This window comes from Pontimicrobium aquaticum (assembly GCF_005047595.1).
GTDB classification, from domain to species: Bacteria; Bacteroidota; Bacteroidia; order Flavobacteriales; family Flavobacteriaceae; genus Pontimicrobium; species Pontimicrobium aquaticum.
On sequence record NZ_SUPL01000004.1, the window covers coordinates 385,719 to 402,144 of the forward strand.

15 protein-coding genes and 1 rRNA gene are annotated in these 16,426 nt (G+C 32.4%); 15 read left to right on the forward strand and 1 reads right to left on the reverse strand.

Annotated features, from left to right (window positions below; all coding sequences use genetic code 11):
* Nucleotides 1-4 precede the first annotated feature (4 nt).
* From E5167_RS09635 to E5167_RS09705, 15 genes are all read left to right on the forward strand, one after another.
* A complete protein-coding gene (locus E5167_RS09635; protein WP_136843465.1) occupies nt 5-1,414 on the forward strand; it encodes a trypsin-like peptidase domain-containing protein in 1,410 nt (469 codons plus the stop codon).
* A 140-nt stretch (nt 1,415-1,554) separates the two neighbouring features.
* Nucleotides 1,555-3,003 carry a glyceraldehyde-3-phosphate dehydrogenase gene (locus E5167_RS09640; protein WP_136843467.1) on the forward strand — a complete coding sequence of 483 codons (1,449 nt, stop codon included), beginning with the start codon at nt 1,555-1,557 and terminating at the stop codon, nt 3,001-3,003.
* A gap of 114 nt (nt 3,004-3,117) precedes the next feature.
* Complete coding sequence (locus E5167_RS09645; protein WP_136843475.1) at nt 3,118-3,726, forward strand: tRNA (guanine-N1)-methyltransferase; 609 nt, start codon at nt 3,118-3,120, stop codon at nt 3,724-3,726.
* An 82-nt stretch (nt 3,727-3,808) separates the two neighbouring features.
* A complete protein-coding gene (locus E5167_RS09650; protein ID WP_136843478.1) occupies nt 3,809-4,246 on the forward strand; it encodes a GNAT family N-acetyltransferase in 438 nt (145 codons plus the stop codon).
* Between the two features lie 46 nt (nt 4,247-4,292).
* Nucleotides 4,293-5,588 (forward strand): Na+/H+ antiporter NhaA, encoded by a 1,296-nt coding sequence (nhaA, locus tag E5167_RS09655; protein ID WP_136843480.1) that lies wholly within the window; start codon nt 4,293-4,295, stop codon nt 5,586-5,588.
* Between the two features lie 80 nt (nt 5,589-5,668).
* Nucleotides 5,669-5,977: a hypothetical protein gene (locus E5167_RS09660; RefSeq protein WP_136843482.1), complete on the forward strand. Its 309-nt coding sequence runs from the start codon at nt 5,669-5,671 to the stop codon at nt 5,975-5,977.
* A 26-nt stretch (nt 5,978-6,003) separates the two neighbouring features.
* Nucleotides 6,004-6,633 carry a S41 family peptidase gene (locus E5167_RS09665; RefSeq protein ID WP_262709582.1) on the forward strand — a complete coding sequence of 210 codons (630 nt, stop codon included), beginning with the start codon at nt 6,004-6,006 and terminating at the stop codon, nt 6,631-6,633.
* A 50-nt stretch (nt 6,634-6,683) separates the two neighbouring features.
* Nucleotides 6,684-7,361 (forward strand): tRNA (guanosine(37)-N1)-methyltransferase TrmD, encoded by a 678-nt coding sequence (gene trmD / locus E5167_RS09670; protein WP_136843485.1) that lies wholly within the window; start codon nt 6,684-6,686, stop codon nt 7,359-7,361.
* Between the two features lie 366 nt (nt 7,362-7,727).
* Nucleotides 7,728-8,078: a 50S ribosomal protein L19 gene (gene rplS / locus E5167_RS09675; RefSeq protein WP_136843487.1), complete on the forward strand. Its 351-nt coding sequence runs from the start codon at nt 7,728-7,730 to the stop codon at nt 8,076-8,078.
* A gap of 706 nt (nt 8,079-8,784) precedes the next feature.
* A complete protein-coding gene (locus tag E5167_RS09680; RefSeq protein WP_136843489.1) occupies nt 8,785-9,354 on the forward strand; it encodes a pentapeptide repeat-containing protein in 570 nt (189 codons plus the stop codon).
* A gap of 200 nt (nt 9,355-9,554) precedes the next feature.
* Nucleotides 9,555-11,768, forward strand: coding sequence for an NADP-dependent isocitrate dehydrogenase (locus tag E5167_RS09685; protein ID WP_136843491.1), 2,214 nt, complete (start codon nt 9,555-9,557; stop codon nt 11,766-11,768).
* A 111-nt stretch (nt 11,769-11,879) separates the two neighbouring features.
* A complete protein-coding gene (locus tag E5167_RS09690; protein WP_136843493.1) occupies nt 11,880-14,255 on the forward strand; it encodes a TonB-dependent receptor in 2,376 nt (791 codons plus the stop codon).
* Between the two features lie 4 nt (nt 14,256-14,259).
* Complete coding sequence (locus E5167_RS09695; RefSeq protein WP_136843495.1) at nt 14,260-15,072, forward strand: DUF4249 domain-containing protein; 813 nt, start codon at nt 14,260-14,262, stop codon at nt 15,070-15,072.
* A 28-nt stretch (nt 15,073-15,100) separates the two neighbouring features.
* Nucleotides 15,101-15,919 (forward strand): N-acetylmuramic acid 6-phosphate etherase, encoded by an 819-nt coding sequence (gene murQ, locus E5167_RS09700; RefSeq protein ID WP_136843497.1) that lies wholly within the window; start codon nt 15,101-15,103, stop codon nt 15,917-15,919.
* On the forward strand, nt 15,909-16,154 hold the full coding sequence (locus E5167_RS09705) for a DUF6095 family protein (RefSeq protein ID WP_136843499.1): 246 nt from the start codon (nt 15,909-15,911) through the stop codon (nt 16,152-16,154). The genes murQ and E5167_RS09705 overlap by 11 nt, the downstream gene beginning before the upstream one ends.
* A gap of 170 nt (nt 16,155-16,324) precedes the next feature.
* On the opposite strand, the gene rrf is transcribed toward E5167_RS09705, so the two are convergent.
* Nucleotides 16,325-16,426 (reverse strand): 5S ribosomal RNA (gene rrf, locus E5167_RS09710); the annotation flags it as partial.

Sequence of the window (16,426 nt, forward strand, 5' to 3'; positions counted from 1 at the left end):
GATTATGAAAAAGATTTTTTCACTTGTTTTAGTATCAGCCCTAGGAGGAGCTCTTACATTAGGAACTTACAAAGTATTCATTGAAAAAGAAGATCGTACTACATTACAGGAAACAAAAACATCTCCTTATACAATACCTGTAAGTTACAAATCTGTTAATACAAAATTACCAATGGGAGAATCGGTAGATTTTACTACAGCTGCCGAAAAAACAATTCATTCAGTGGTACACGTAAGAAATACCACAACCAGTTCTGGTATTATGACTTTTGAAGATTTATTTTTTGGAAGACGTTCACAAAGACCGCAAATTGGAACAGGGTCTGGTGTTATTATTTCTCCAGATGGAATGATTATTACCAACAATCATGTTATTGATGGTGCCGAAGAAATAACCATTACACTTAACAATAATAAATCGTATGAAGCCGAATTGATAGGAACCGACCCAAAAACCGATATTGCACTTTTAAAAATTGAAGCAGATGAAGATTTACCATACACAACATTTGGCGATAGTGACACATCAAAAGTTGGTGAGTGGGTGCTCGCCGTTGGTAATCCTTTTAATTTAACCTCTACGGTTACCGCAGGAATTATTAGTGCCAAATCACGTGACTTAACTGGTGGCGATGATGCGCAATCGTTTATCCAAACAGATGCAGCCGTAAATCCAGGAAATTCAGGAGGTGCGCTTGTAAACACGCATGGCGAACTTATTGGCATTAATACTGCCATTACTTCACAAACTGGATCGTATGTTGGCTACTCGTTTGCGGTCCCTAGTAATATTGCCAAAAAAGTGATAGAGGATATCATGGAGTTTGGTAATGTACAAAATGGTATTCTAGGAGTTAGAGGAGGTGCTCTTAACAGTGCTAGTGCAAAAGAATTAGGTGTAAACGATACCGAAGGGTTTTATGTAAGCACCGTAGAAGACGACTCTGGAGCTAAAAAAGCAGGCATCCAAGAAGGAGATATCATTAAACAGCTAGATGATGTTAAAATTTCGAAATTCTCGGACCTAAAAGGCTTTTTAAACACCAAAAGACCTAACGATGTTGTCTATGTAACTGTTGTTAGGGATGGCGATGAAAAAACACTTCCTGTAACTTTAGCAAAAATAACCTCAGTAAGAGTACCAATAATTGGCACCTTAAAAGAAGCTTCTCGAAAAGAACTTAAAAATCTTAAAATAGACTATGGACTAAAAATAACTGACCTCAACATTGCAAATAGAGAAGAATTTAAATCTGATGGTGTTGATGAAGGGAGTATTGTTACAGCTATTAATGGCGAAAAAGTAAACTCAATTGAGGATGCAAATGCTGCTATTACTAAATATTCTGGAAGAATTTATAGAGTAGAAATAGTTAAAACAAATGGCGAAAAAGTTAACTACCGATTTAGATAGTTTTTGCTCAAACTAGAAATAAAACCCTCATCCTAATCTTTGGATTTGAGGGTTTTATTTTTTTATAAAAATTGGGTACGAAAACGTTTGAAATATGCTATTTTTGCAAAAAATTTAACAACACACTAAACTAAATTACAATGAGTTTTAATGAAACTTATGAAAAAGAGTTAGCATTTCAAGCAGATCGCAGAAGAGCTACCGTAGAATTTATTAACATCATTAGCGACCTTTGGTACGACAAGTCTATTGAATTGGTGCTTTTTAGAAACCCTTTAATAGATAGAAATGTTAGTGAAATTCTAAACCTGCATGAATATGCTGGAGAATTTGTACAAAAACCAATCTCTATTTTCGACTCTGTTGAAATTGCTCAAGCAATTAAAACCTTAGACATTCCTCCAGCCAAACTAGATATTGGCAAACTTACTTACGAGTATCATTTAGAAGACGATAAATATAGTAATGCCATCGCCTTTGTTGCAGACAAACTAAAAGACGCCAATAAAAATGAGAGCATTCAACCTAAAGATGTTATTCTTTACGGTTTTGGTCGTATTGGTCGTTTAGTAGCTCGTGAGTTAATGACAAAAACTGGAAAAGGAAGTCAGTTACGTTTAAGAGCCATTGTAACTAGAGGTGCTATTAATGAAACCGTTTTAGAAAAAAGAGCGTCTTTATTACGTAACGACTCTGTTCACGGAGATTTTTTAGGAACCGTTACTGTAGATGTTGAAAATGAAGCCTTATTAATTAATGGGACTACGGTTAATATTATTTCAGCAAATGCTCCAGAGGATATTGACTACACAAAGTATGGTATTAACAATGCTTTAGTTATTGATAATACAGGTGCATTTAGAGATAAAGAAGCTTTAGGTCGTCACTTAAAAGCTAAAGGCGTAGATAAAGTATTATTAACAGCTCCAGGAAAAGGTGTTCCTAATATTGTACATGGTGTTAATCAATTTGAAAACGATCCTGAAAAAATCGATATATTTTCTGCTGCATCTTGTACTACAAACGCTATTACACCAATTTTAAAAGTAATGGAAGACTCTTTTGGTGTTAAAAGTGGACATTTAGAAACCATTCACGCTTACACTAACGATCAAAATTTAGTTGACAATTTTCATAAAAAATACAGACGAGGTAGAGCTGCAGCACTTAACATGGTAATTACCGAAACTGGTGCTGGAAGTGCAGTGTCTAAGGCATTACCAAGTTTGGAAGGAAAGCTAACTTCTAATGCTATTAGAGTGCCTGTACCTAATGGGTCATTAGCAATTTTAAACCTTGAGCTAGAGAATGCAACTTCTGTCGATGGTATCAACTCAATGATAAAAAAATACGCTCTTGAGGGAGATTTGGTTGAGCAAATAAAATATGAATTAAGCGACGAATTAGTTTCTAGCGATATTGTTGGTAGCTCAGCGCCTTCAATTTATGATAGTAAAGCAACGATTGTTAGAGCTGATGGTAAAAATGTAATACTATATATTTGGTATGATAACGAATATGGTTACAGCCACCAAGTTATTAGACTTGCCAAATACATATCAAAAGTGAGACGTTTTACATATTATTAATATATAAAACATCCAATTTTTTGTTATCATCGTATATATTTAAGCCTCACAAATTTGTGAGGCTTAAAAATTTAATTTTATCTTTACAAATAACCACACAAATCAGCCATAACAATGAAAGTTTTAAAATTTACTTTTTTTATTTTTTTAGCCTCTTTTGCTACAAGCCTACAAGCTCAAGAACAAACTGAATCTATTAACGAAGGTACTATCGACCAACAGTTTGAGTTTGTATTACGGAAATCGGGTAATTTTAGAGGCACTGATGGACAATCATACGAAGCTGTAAAACGAAGCATGTTACTTACACTGCAAGCACATACTATCGACTCTTTAAACACACTTCAAGGAAAATTAAATACCACAAGAAATACGGTTATAACCCAACAAAATGAAATAAACGAGCTAAAAACCAATCTTGAAAACACCCAAAATACATTAAACACCACAAATGCCGAAAAAAATAGTATGTCGCTCTTTGGTTTACAAATGAGTAAAACTGGTTATAATATTTTAATGTGGTCCATCATTGCTGGATTATTTGCTTTACTATTAATTTTTATTTATAAATTTAAAAACAGCAATGCCATAACAAAATCTGCTAAAAGTGCGCTTGCTGAAGTAGAAACCGAATTTGAAGAACACCGAAGAGTAGCACTGGAAAGAGAACAGAAAGTACGCAGACAACTGCAAGACGAAATAAACAAACAAAAAGGGAATTAAACGCTTTGTAATATTACTTCATAAAAAAAATCTGTAAATTGCATACTGAGCTTGTCGAAGTATAGTTTACAGATTTTTTTTTATGGAAATAGTTAGAGCCACTTTACAGCACCTTGACGATTTAGCACCATTATTTGATGCTTATAGAATGTTTTACAGGCAGTCATCAAATATTGAAAAATCTAAAACGTTTTTAACCAACAGAATTAAAAACAACGAATCTGTAATCTATATCGCTTATATAGATAATAAAGCAGTTGGTTTTACACAATTATATTCACTGTTCTCATCAGTCTCTATGGAACCAATGTACTTATTAAACGATTTATTTGTTAACGCAAACGTTCGCAACAAAGGGGTTGGTCAACAACTTATACAAGCTGCAAAAAGTTTATGTATTGAAAAGCATTACAAAGGCTTAGCTATTCAAACAGAAGTCACTAATCCTGCGCAACATTTATACGAACGTGTTGGATTTATAAAAGACCCAGACTTGCATTTGTTTTGGAAAAATAAATAGTTCAAAAAATTAGTAACTTAGCTATACGCACAAATTTTTATAAACTATGATAAAAAGTAGCATCCTTACACCTTTCCAAAAGTTTGTTAAAATTGAAAGCTTAAGCGGACTCTTATTATTAGCTGCTACCATTTTAGCATTAGTTTGGGTTAACTCTCCTTTTGGCGATAGCTACCAAGCCATTTGGCAATACGAACTTGGTTTTAAAACCGAAAGTTTTGAATTAAGCAAACCACTCATACTTTGGATTAACGATGGCTTAATGGCTATTTTCTTCTTCCTTATAGGATTAGAAATTAAACGCGAATTCCTTATTGGCGAATTAAACTCGCTAAAAAAAGTAGCCTTCCCTCTTTTTGGAGCACTTGGTGGTATGTTGGTACCAGTGTTATTATTTATGGTACTTAACCAAAACCCAGAAACCTTTAAAGGTTGGGGAATACCAATGGCAACAGATATTGCCTTTTCATTAGCCATTTTAAAAGTATTAGGAAATCGTATTCCGTTGAGCTTAAAAATATTTTTAACCGCCTTTGCCATTGTGGACGATTTAGGTGCAGTGTTGGTGATTGCATTGTTTTATAGTGGTAATTTAAACGTTATGTTATTGGTATATGCCTTATTAATACTAGCATTTTTATACCTCCTATCCTACAAAGGTATTTACTCAAAATTCTTACTCATTTTTTTAGGAGCCATTGTATGGTTACTGTTTTTAAAAGCTGGGATACATCCAACATTGGCTGGTATTTTATTGGCGTTTTCGGTACCTGTGAGACAACGTGTAAAAACACCAGAGTTTATAAATAATTTGGTAAGCATTACAAACAACATTAAAAAAGCCGAAGTCATTGACAAACCTATTTTATCTAAAGAACAAATTAGCGAAATAGATGATCTTGAAGATTGGACCAACAAATACCAATCGCCATTACAACATCTAGAACACAGCTTACACGATTGGGTAGCCTATGTTATTATACCAATATTTGCATTAGCAAACGCAGGTGTTTTAATTAGTGGTGATATGACTTTGGATACTGCTTTAGTACAAAACATTGTTATTTGTTTAGTAATTGGTAATAGCATTGGTATTAGCTCTATCATTTTTATAGCCAAAAAATTAAAGCTAATAGAAATACCTAAAGACATTGCTTTTAAACAAATAATTGGAGTCTCGTTTTTAGCAGGTATTGGGTTTACCATGTCTATTTTTATTGCCAGTTTAGCCTTTGCCGATAACCCAATGTATATAGACTCCGCTAAAATTGGCATTTTAATTGGCTCGTTAATCTCGGCAGTTACTGGGTTTATTATTTTGAGGTCGAGTGCAAAGCAGTAGCTTTATACGTAGAACTACGTATTGATTTGCCAACTAAAAACCTTTACATTCGTAAATTCTTAAATATTATTAATCAAATTATGAAAAAAGTAATATTACTCACTTTAATGTTCTTTTTAAACTCAAACTTAATATTTTCTCAAGAACAGAAATTAAATAGCGAAGATTTAAAATTTTATAAAGAACTTATAAAACACTTTAAGAAAAACTCTCTTAATAAAGATTCAATCGATTGGGAATTATTTGAAAGCAAAGTATTAGAAAAAGCTAAAATCTCAAGAGATTCGGCTATAGTAAAAGCTTTATCAATAAATGGAGAAGAGCATTCATCATATTTCAAAAAAAATCTCAAACTTCTCTGTACGGCAAATATAAATCAAAAACAGTAATTGATGATATCAATAACATTGGTTATATCAAAATTAATACATTTACAGCATCAAGAACTAGTTTAAAAGAAACAATCAGTAAAGCTAAGATTTATATAAATAAACGGATTGAAGCGATCACATCACAGGATCAGAAAAGCCTTAAAGCTTGGGTAATCGATTTAAGGAATAATAGTGGTGGAGATATGTGGCCAATGATTATTTCTCTAACTCCCTTCTTAAAAGATGGAGTTTTAGGCTACACTATCAAAAATGACAAAGAAAATATTTGGAAAAAAGAAAATGGTCTTATTTATTATAAAGGCATAAATAAAACAAAAAAATACCTAGGCAAAGATAAGTCTTTAGACTATAATCTTAAAAATAAGAATCTAAAAATTGCTGTTTTAGTAAACGAAAGAACCTCAAGCTCTGGAGAGGCAACTGCTATAGCATTAATGAATAATCAAAATATTAAGTTTTTTGGAACTAAATCTAGAGGTTTAACTACAAACAATACTTCTATTAAAATGAAGAATGGTGATTTTCTAGTTCTTACCACTGGAATATGGAAAAACTTCAAAAGAGAAGAATTTAAAACTGGGATTATTCCTGATTTTGAATCCGCTAATGAACAAGAGTTAAAGAAAAATATAGAAAACTGGATTAATAAATAACCTTAAAACTAATCCTTTTCTTTTTCTGGGAATAGTTGCATCTTTGCAGTATGCGTATAGACATTATCACCGTTTTACCCGAATTATTAAAAAGTCCGTTTGAAGCCTCTATTTTAAAACGCGCTATAGATGCTGGTTTGGTAGAAGTACATTTTCACAACCTTCGTGATTATACAACCGATAATTACAAAAGTGTTGACGATTATCAATTTGGTGGTGGTGCTGGTATGGTCATGCTAATAGAACCTATCGATAAATGCATTTCTGGTTTACAAGCCCAACGTAAATATGACGACATTATTTATATGACACCAGATGGTGAAACCCTAAACCAAGGTATTACCAACCAATTATCGCTTAAAGAAAACATCATCATACTTTGCGGACATTACAAAGGTGTGGACCAACGTGTAAGAGATATGTTTGTAACTAAAGAAATTTCTATTGGCGATTTTGTACTCTCAGGTGGCGAATTAGGAGCAGCTGTATTGTGCGATGCAGTTATACGATTAATTCCAGGTGTACTAGGTAACGAAACCTCTGCCCTAACTGACTCGTTTCAAGATAATTTATTAGCACCACCTATTTATACACGACCAAGAGAATACAAAGGCATGAAAGTTCCAGAAGTGTTGTTTAGTGGTAACTTTCCTGAAATAGAAAAATGGCGCGAAGAACAAGCCTACCAGCGTACAAAACAACGACGCCCAGATTTGTTGGAAGATTAATTAAAATTTCAAAATAAAGAGAGAGAGAGAGAGAGAGAGAGAGACAACTCTCCTCCTTTTTAAGGAGGAGTGGATTTCAATTTTAAAAAAATTGAAAGACGAGGTGGTTACCGTGTTAAGGATAGTAGCGGCATCCTTTTTATGTCAGTCTGAGCTTGTCGAAGATACATAAAAAGATATAGCGAATAGCCTGACCAAGACAAGTGTTTTACACGTCGTCTTGGAAACACCAAAAACAACCTTAAACTTTTTTACTTTTTACTTTTTACTTTTTACTTTTTATGTATCTTTGCACCCACTTTCGGGTCAACCTCTGGCGATAATCGTGAATGTTGTTTCGAGACAATCATTAAAAAAAAGATTAACATGGAATCTTTAGTAAAATTTGTACAAGACGAATTTGTAACAAGAAAAGACTTACCAGAATTTTCAGCTGGTGATACAATTACAGTGTATTACGAAATTAGAGAAGGTGAAAAAGTACGTACTCAGTTTTTTAGAGGTGTTGTTTTACAACGTAGAGGAACAGGTGCTTCTGAAACCTTTACCATTAGAAAAATGTCTGGATCAATTGGTGTAGAGCGTATCTTCCCAATTAACTTACCAGCATTACAAAAAATTGAAATAAACAAAAGAGGTAAAGTACGTCGTGCACGTATATTCTACTTTAGAGGTCTTACTGGTAAAAGAGCAAGAATTAAAGAGAGCAGACACTAGGTCTAACCACTTTTTAAAAAACTATAAAAGCCTTGACAAATGTCAGGGCTTTTTGTTGTTAACAATTGTTCATAACCTAAGTTCATAAATGGTTGATATCTAAATCTTTAAAAAGTTTTATTTTTTAAAAGCTTGTAGTATCTTAGTAGAAGAGTTAGGGATACATCATGAAAATTGATGTAATGTTACGAAAGTAATGACTCTAATTTGGTAAAGTAACGTTCTTTATTATAATTGTTTTTTGAGGTTTGGAGACAGCATGTGTAGGCATGTGGAAGTTGAAAAATCATGATATTTTAAAAAGTGCTGTATGTTATGCAGACAGTAACTAGTGAAATTGAAAGTTTCTAAAAATAGTAGAAGTGAAAGTAACTATTATTAGCAGAAGCAATGCTTTAGAAGTTGTAAACCATGCAAATGAGCTATAATTGATAAAGTATCAAGAAAAGCGATTACCATGAAACATTTTGTAGCAGGTCAATACATTTTGAAAGTTACAATGTTTCAATTAAAATGGTGAAACTTGAATTGAAAAGGTTAAGCAGACGTAAGAATGTTTAATTGAAGTTAGCAGCAATGTTAAATAAATCACGTAGCACTGTTTTAAAGAAAGCCATGTCATCATAGATTAATTTCTAAGTGATATGGCTTTTGTTTTTTATATACTTGCTATAAAAAAGTTATATTCGTACTACATTTATGCAATATGCTGCCACTTATTCTAGACAAAACCTTTAGCAATAAAAATTATACCAAAACTGGTTTACCAAAAGCCGAATACGACAATTGTGCATTTGTTAATTGTGTGTTTGAAACATGCTATTTATCTACTATAAGCTTCTTAGAGTGCGTGTTTACTAATTGTAATCTTACCAATACAAAACTAAAAGAAACAACCTTTAAAGATGTAATCTTTACAGACTGCAAATTGGTTGGAATGCCTTTTTATGAGTGTAATTCGTTTTTATTTTCAGTAAGTTTTAATCATTGTAACTTAGATTTAGCAACATTTAATACTCTTAAACTTATTGGCACTTCTTTTAATGAGTCTAGTTTACAAGAAGTAGATTTTACTGAAGCCGACTTAACAAATTGCAGTTTCAATAATTGCAATTTAAAAAATGCTGTTTTTGAGAATTCAGTATTAGAGTCTGCAGATTTTAGATCAGCCAATAACTTTAGTTTTAACCCAAGCAATAATAAAATGAAAGGCGCTAAATTTTCAAGAGCAACTGTTGATGGATTATTAGCAGCTCACCAAATTATAATTGAATAATTTTCAACCTGTTTTTTTACGAAATTGATAAAAAACAAACAGCTAATTTAGTTAAGTACTAATTATAGGCTTTCACTTACACTTAGCCATTTTATAAAAAGGCATTACGCTTCAAATTTCGTATATTCGCAAGACGAAAAAATCAATGACTTTTATTGATGCTTTCAACCTTCAATAACAATAAAAAAACCTCGTATAAAATGTCAAAAATTATTTATACTAAAACTGACGAAGCTCCAGCATTAGCAACCTATTCCCTACTTCCAATTGTTAAAGCGTTTACAAAGTCGTCAGGTATTTCTATAGAAACAAAAGATATTTCATTAGCTGGAAGAATTCTAGCAAGCTTTCCTGACTTTCTAAACGAAGATCAAAAGCAAAATGATGCCTTATCGGAATTAGGAGAGATGGTAAAAACACCTGAAGCTAACATCATTAAATTACCAAATATTAGTGCATCAATTCCTCAATTAAAGGGTGCTATAAAAGAATTACAATCAAAAGGTTTTGCTTTACCTGATTATCCAGATGAACCTATAAACGATGAAGAAAAAGCTATTAAATCGCGTTATGATAAAATTAAGGGAAGTGCTGTGAATCCTGTACTTAGAGAAGGTAACTCTGATCGACGTGCTCCAAAAGCAGTAAAAAATTATGCAAAGAAGAATCCGCATTCTATGGGAAAATGGAGTGCTAGCTCAAAATCGCATGTAGCAACGATGACTGAAGGTGATTTTTGCCACAATGAAAAATCAGTAACGCTTTCTGAAGCAACAACAGTCAACATTGAACATACTGATGCTAATGGAAAAAAGACCATTTTAAAAGAAAATTTAGCATTACAAGCAGGTGAAATTATCGATGCAGCAGTAATGCAAAAAAATGTATTATTACGCTTTTTAGAAGCTCAAGTACAGGATGCTAAAGATAAAGGCGTGTTATTTTCATTACACATGAAGGCTACCATGATGAAAGTATCCGACCCAATTATTTTTGGTCATGCAGTACGTGTATTTTTTAAAGATATATTTGAAAAACATGCAGAAACATTTGATAAAATTGGTGTTGATGTTAATAATGGTTTTGGAAATTTATTATCTAATCTAGCAGAAGTTTCAGAAGAAAAACGCAATGAAATTCTTAAGGATATTGATGCTTGTTACAAAAACAATCCAGATTTAGCAATGGTTAATTCCGACAAAGGCATTACCAATTTGCACGTACCAAGTGATGTAATTATTGATGCTTCAATGCCTGCAATGATTAGAAATTCTGGGCAAATGTGGAATGCTAAAGGAAAATCGCAAGATACTAAAGCAGTAATTCCTGATAGTAGTTATGCTGGAATCTACTCAGCAACCATTGATTTTTGTAAAGAACATGGTGCTTTTGATCCAACAACAATGGGAACAGTTCCAAATGTTGGGCTTATGGCACAAAAAGCTGAAGAATATGGATCGCATGATAAAACATTTGAAATCACTTCAAACGGGACTATAAGAGTCGTAGATACAAATGGCAATACTTTAATTGAACACAACGTTGAAGCAGGTGATATTTGGCGTATGTGTCAAGTAAAAGACGCTCCAATTCAAGATTGGATTAAGCTAGCAGTATCAAGAGCTAGAGCTACCAATGTCCCAGCTGTTTTTTGGTTGGATGAAGACAGAGCACATGATGCCGAATTGATTAAAAAGGTAGAGATTTACTTACCAAACCATGACACAACAGGTTTAGATATTCAAATTCTATCACCTTTAAAAGCAACACAATTCACTCTAAAAAGAATTAAGAGTGGAAAAGACACCATTTCAGTTTCTGGAAACGTACTACGTGATTATTTAACAGATTTATTCCCCATTTTAGAATTAGGAACAAGTGCAAAAATGCTCTCAATTGTACCTTTAATGAATGGTGGAGGGTTATTTGAAACTGGTGCTGGAGGTTCCGCTCCTAAGCACGTACAACAGTTTGTTGAAGAAAATCATTTGCGTTGGGATTCCTTAGGTGAGTTTTTAGCTTTAGCTGTTTCACTTGAGCATTTATCTGAAACTACTAACAATACAAAAGCCAAAATTTTGGCTGATACTCTAGATGCAGCCACAGAAAAATTATTGGAAAACAAAAAAGGTCCTTCACGAAAAGCTGGAGAGTTAGACAATAGAGGAAGTCATTTTTACTTAGCCATGTATTGGGCTCAAGAATTAGCTGCTCAAAACGAAGATTTAGAATTAAAAAATGAGTTTGAAAAAATTGCCAAAGACCTCATACTTAATGAAGCTATTATTGTAGACGAATTAAATAAAATTCAAGGAGTACGAGTAAACATAGATGGTTATTACGAGCCAAATGAAACATTGGTATCTCAAGCTATGAGACCAAGTAGCACTCTTAATAAAATTATAAAAACTTAGTAATTATTAAAATAAAATAATTATATTTGTTTAATGTTTTTAATTAATAATTAAACAATTTAAAAGCTCTTTATGTTTAAGGAGCTTTTATTTTTTCAACCATGATTGCTAATGAATTCATTTTATAAGATTTTTTTATTTGTATTGCTCTTGCTACCAACAGCAATAGTATCACAAGAAAAATTTACGTTAAGTGGTACTATTACTGACCAGAGCAGTAATGAAACACTTATAGGTGCTAACATTATTGTTCCATCTCTACAAACTGGCACAACTAGCAATGAGTATGGCTTCTACTCCATTACTTTAGATAAAGGTGAGTATGAATTTCAAATTAGTTATTTAGGTTTTAAGAGTATTGTACAGACCATAAATCTTGACAAAGACCAAACCTTAAACTTTAAACTAGTAGAAGATAGTCAAAGCTTAGATGAAATTGTTATTGTTGAAGATGTTGAAAAGCTCAACATCAGAAAACCTCAAATGAGCTTAAACTCGTTAACTATTAACACAATTAAACAAATTCCTGTGGTGCTTGGTGAAGTAGATTTAATAAAGTCTATTACTCTACTTCCAGGAGTCACGACTGCTGGCGAAAGTGCTTCTGGTTTTAATGTTCGTGGTGGAGCTGCTGACCAAAATTTAATTCTTCTAGATGAAGCTACTATTTTTAATTCATCACATTTATTTGGTTTGTTTTCAGTGTTTAATCCAGACGCTATAAAAGATATAAAGCTATACAAAGGTGGAATTCCAGCAAAATATGGTGGTCGAGTATCATCAGTTTTAGATATTTATCAAAAAGAAGGCAATAGTAATCAATTTGGAATGAATGGAGGCATTGGTTTGGTATCAAGCAGACTATTAGCCGAAGGACCTCTTAAAAAAGAAGAAGGGTCTTTTTTATTTGGAGGAAGAAGTAGTTATGCGCATTTATTTTTGCCTTTATTCGATATTGATAATATTGCTTTTTTCTATGATTTAAACACAAAATTAAGCTACAGATTAAACGATAGAAATAATATTTATCTATCTGGATACTTTGGTAGAGATGTGTTTAATATTTCTGATAGCTTTGAAAATACATATGGAAATTCTGTTATAAACTTTAGATGGAATCATTTATTCTCAGATAAATTATTTTCAAACTTATCACTTATATATTCTGATTATGACTATGATCTAAAACTAAATTTTGTTGAATTTGATTGGACTTCTGGGATAAGAAACTTCAACATAAAGTACGATTTAAAGCACTATATATCAAATAACTTTAAGCTACAATATGGATTAAATAGCATTTACTACAAGTTTAATCCTGGAGATATTAAACCTACAACTAAAACTTCTGGAATTAATCCGTTCAAATTGATTGATAAATATGCTTTTGAAAATGCGGTTTATGCAGATGCTGAACATCAAGTAACAGATAAACTAGCCTTAAGTTATGGCTTACGTTTTAGTTCATTTTTAAGATTAGGTCAAGACGAGTTAAATATGTATGAAAACGACAATCCATTGATATTTAATCCAGAGCTTAAAATTTACCAAAAAGCAGATCCTGTTGGCACAAAAAATTTCAAGCGAAGTGATGTTATTGAATCATTTTCTAATCTAGAACCTCGTGTGGCATTAGCTTATCAATTAAACGACCAAAGTTCCATTAAAGCAAGTTATAACAAAATGAGTCAGTATTTGCATTTGCTATCAAACACAAGTTCTCCAACGCCTTTAGACGTTTGGACACCTAGTGGTAAGTATGTAAAACCTCAAATTCTACATCAATTTGCTCTTGGTTATTTTAAAACAATAAATGATAACACTTATAATCTAGAAATTGAAACCTTTTATAAAACCATAAAAAATAGAATAGATTATATAGATGGAGCCGATTTAATTGCCAATAATGCCATAGAACAAGTCATCCTAAATGGAAGAGCAAGAGCTTATGGTCTTGAAGTTTTATTTAGGAAAAATGAAGGTGATTTTCAAGGTTGGATAGCTTACACTTTATCAAAATCTGAGCAACAAACTAAAGGAAGAACTCCTGAAGAAACAGGAATTAATAACGGTTTATGGTATAACACACCTTACGATAAAACGCATGATGTTTCGGTTACTGCTTCCTATAAACTAACAGACAAATGGAGTTTTAGTTCAAACTTTTTGTTTCAAACAGGATTGCCTGCTACGTTTCCAAATGGACAATACGAATATAATGGCATATCTATTCCAACCTATGAAGCAAGAAATTCAAGTAGAATTCCAACCTATCATAGGCTAGATGTATCAGCTAAATACATACCAAAACCAAACTCAACTAAAAAATGGAAAACCGAATGGGTTTTCAGTATTTATAATGCATATAATCGTAATAATGCATCATCCATAAGTTTTAGAGAAGACCGAACAACGGGAGTTAATGAGTCTTTCAAACAGTCGCTTTTTGGGGTCATTCCATCAATATCTTATAACTTTAAATTTTAAACAAATGAAGAAGTTACTATTAATACTAACAAGTTTTGCTATTTTTTCTTGTGAAGAATCAATAGACTTAGATTTAAATACATCAGAGCCTAAATTAATTATTGAAGCATCAATAAACTGGATTAAAGGCACTAGTGGGAACGAACAAGAAATAAAATTGTCTTTATCTGCACCCTACTACAATTTAGAAACACCTCCTGCAAATAACGCAACAGTTTCTATTTTCGATTCTAGTAATAACAAGTACATGTTTATTGAAGATGGCTTAACTGGTAATTATAAAAACAATGGTTTTATTCCACAGTTAGATGAAGAATATACGCTTATCATAAATTATGATGGAGAAATATATTCTGCATCAGAGACTTTAAAATCTGTTGTTCAAATAGATTATGTTGAGCAAATAAATGATGGAGGATTTACTGGGGAAGAAACAGAATTAAAAGCTTATTACACAGATCCAGTAAACATAGAAAACTACTACTTCTTTGAATTTAAAAATAATTTCACTGCAATACCTACTTTAGAAGTTTACAAAGATGAGTTTACAGACGGAAACCAAATATTTGGTTTCTATACTGAAGAAGATTTAACTACTGGAGACGAAGTAACTATCAGGAATTATGGTATTTCAGAAGCCTTTTACGAATATATGTTTATTCTTTTACAACAAAATAGTGAAGAAGGTGGTGGTCCATTTGAAACAACGCCTGCAACAGTAAGAGGTAATTGTATAAATGAAACTAATCCAAGTAACTTCCCATTAGGATATTTTAGGTTATCTGAAGTTGATGAAATTACATACATAGTTCAATAACTCATCACAAATTGTGTATTTTTGACGAATGGATTTCACAAAAACAACCGAACAAGATTCTAATTACAATCATCTAGAAAAGATGAGTGTTTCAGAATTACTGGTTAATATTAATAACGAAGATAAAACTGTTCCATTTGCTGTAGAAAAATCACTACCTCAAATTGAAAATTTAGTTGTACAAATAGTAGCAAAATTAAAATTAGGTGGTCGCTTATTTTATATTGGTGCAGGTACAAGTGGTCGTTTAGGCATTGTAGATGCTAGTGAGTGCCCTCCAACTTTTGGTGTGCCCCACGAACTAGTAGTTGGGTTGATTGCTGGAGGCGATACTGCTATTAGAAAAGCTGTGGAATTTGCTGAAGATTCTACTACTCAAGGCTGGAAAGATTTACAAGAGTATAACATTTCAAATAATGATGTTGTAATAGGAATAGCTGCTTCTGGCACAACACCTTACGTCATCTCAGCAGTTGAAGAATGTAATAAAAATAATATCATTACAGGCTGCATTACATGTAATAATAACAGTCCATTATCACAGACAGCAAAGTTTCCAATAGAAGTTATTGTTGGCCCTGAATTTATAACTGGAAGTTCAAGATTGAAAGCAGGAACAGCACAAAAACTAGTGCTAAATATGATTACTACAGCGACTATGATTCAATTAGGAAAGGTAAAAGGAAACAAAATGGTTGATATGCAGTTAAGCAATAATAAACTAGTTGATAGAGGAGTGAAAATGGTAATGGATGAATTGAATATTACAGCCAAAGAAGCATCTAAATTACTTGACAAGTATCAAAGTGTTAGAGCATCAGTAAAAGCATGGAGAAATGGAAACTAAAAGAACAAATAAAGAACTATTAGCAAAAGGTCTAAAAAAAATGGTTGTCTCATTAGTTATGATGTTTGCTGGACCAACATTATTTTATATCGTTACAACAAATAAAGACAAGCCACTTTATATTCCATTATTAATTATTAGTCTTATTATCTGTGTTGGAGCAATATTCTTTGCTTTTAAAGGTCTTAAGATTATTATGAATAGTATGTTTGGTGAAAAGTCTAGTTCAAATTAATTTCACGTTTTGGAGTTGTAAGATTATATCCAAAAAATGCCTTCTTCTATAGTTATTCCTAATCTGTCTAAAATATAATTTATTATAGCATAATGATGAATAACATATATCCCTTCCTCTTAAAATTTCAACAAAAAAAACCCTTACTAAAAAAAATAGTAAGGGTTTAAAAAAGGCGGCGACCTACTCTTCCACAAATGTAGTACCATCGGCGCTAATGGGCTTAACTTCTCTGTTCGGAATGGTAAGAGGTGAGCCCCATTGCTATAACC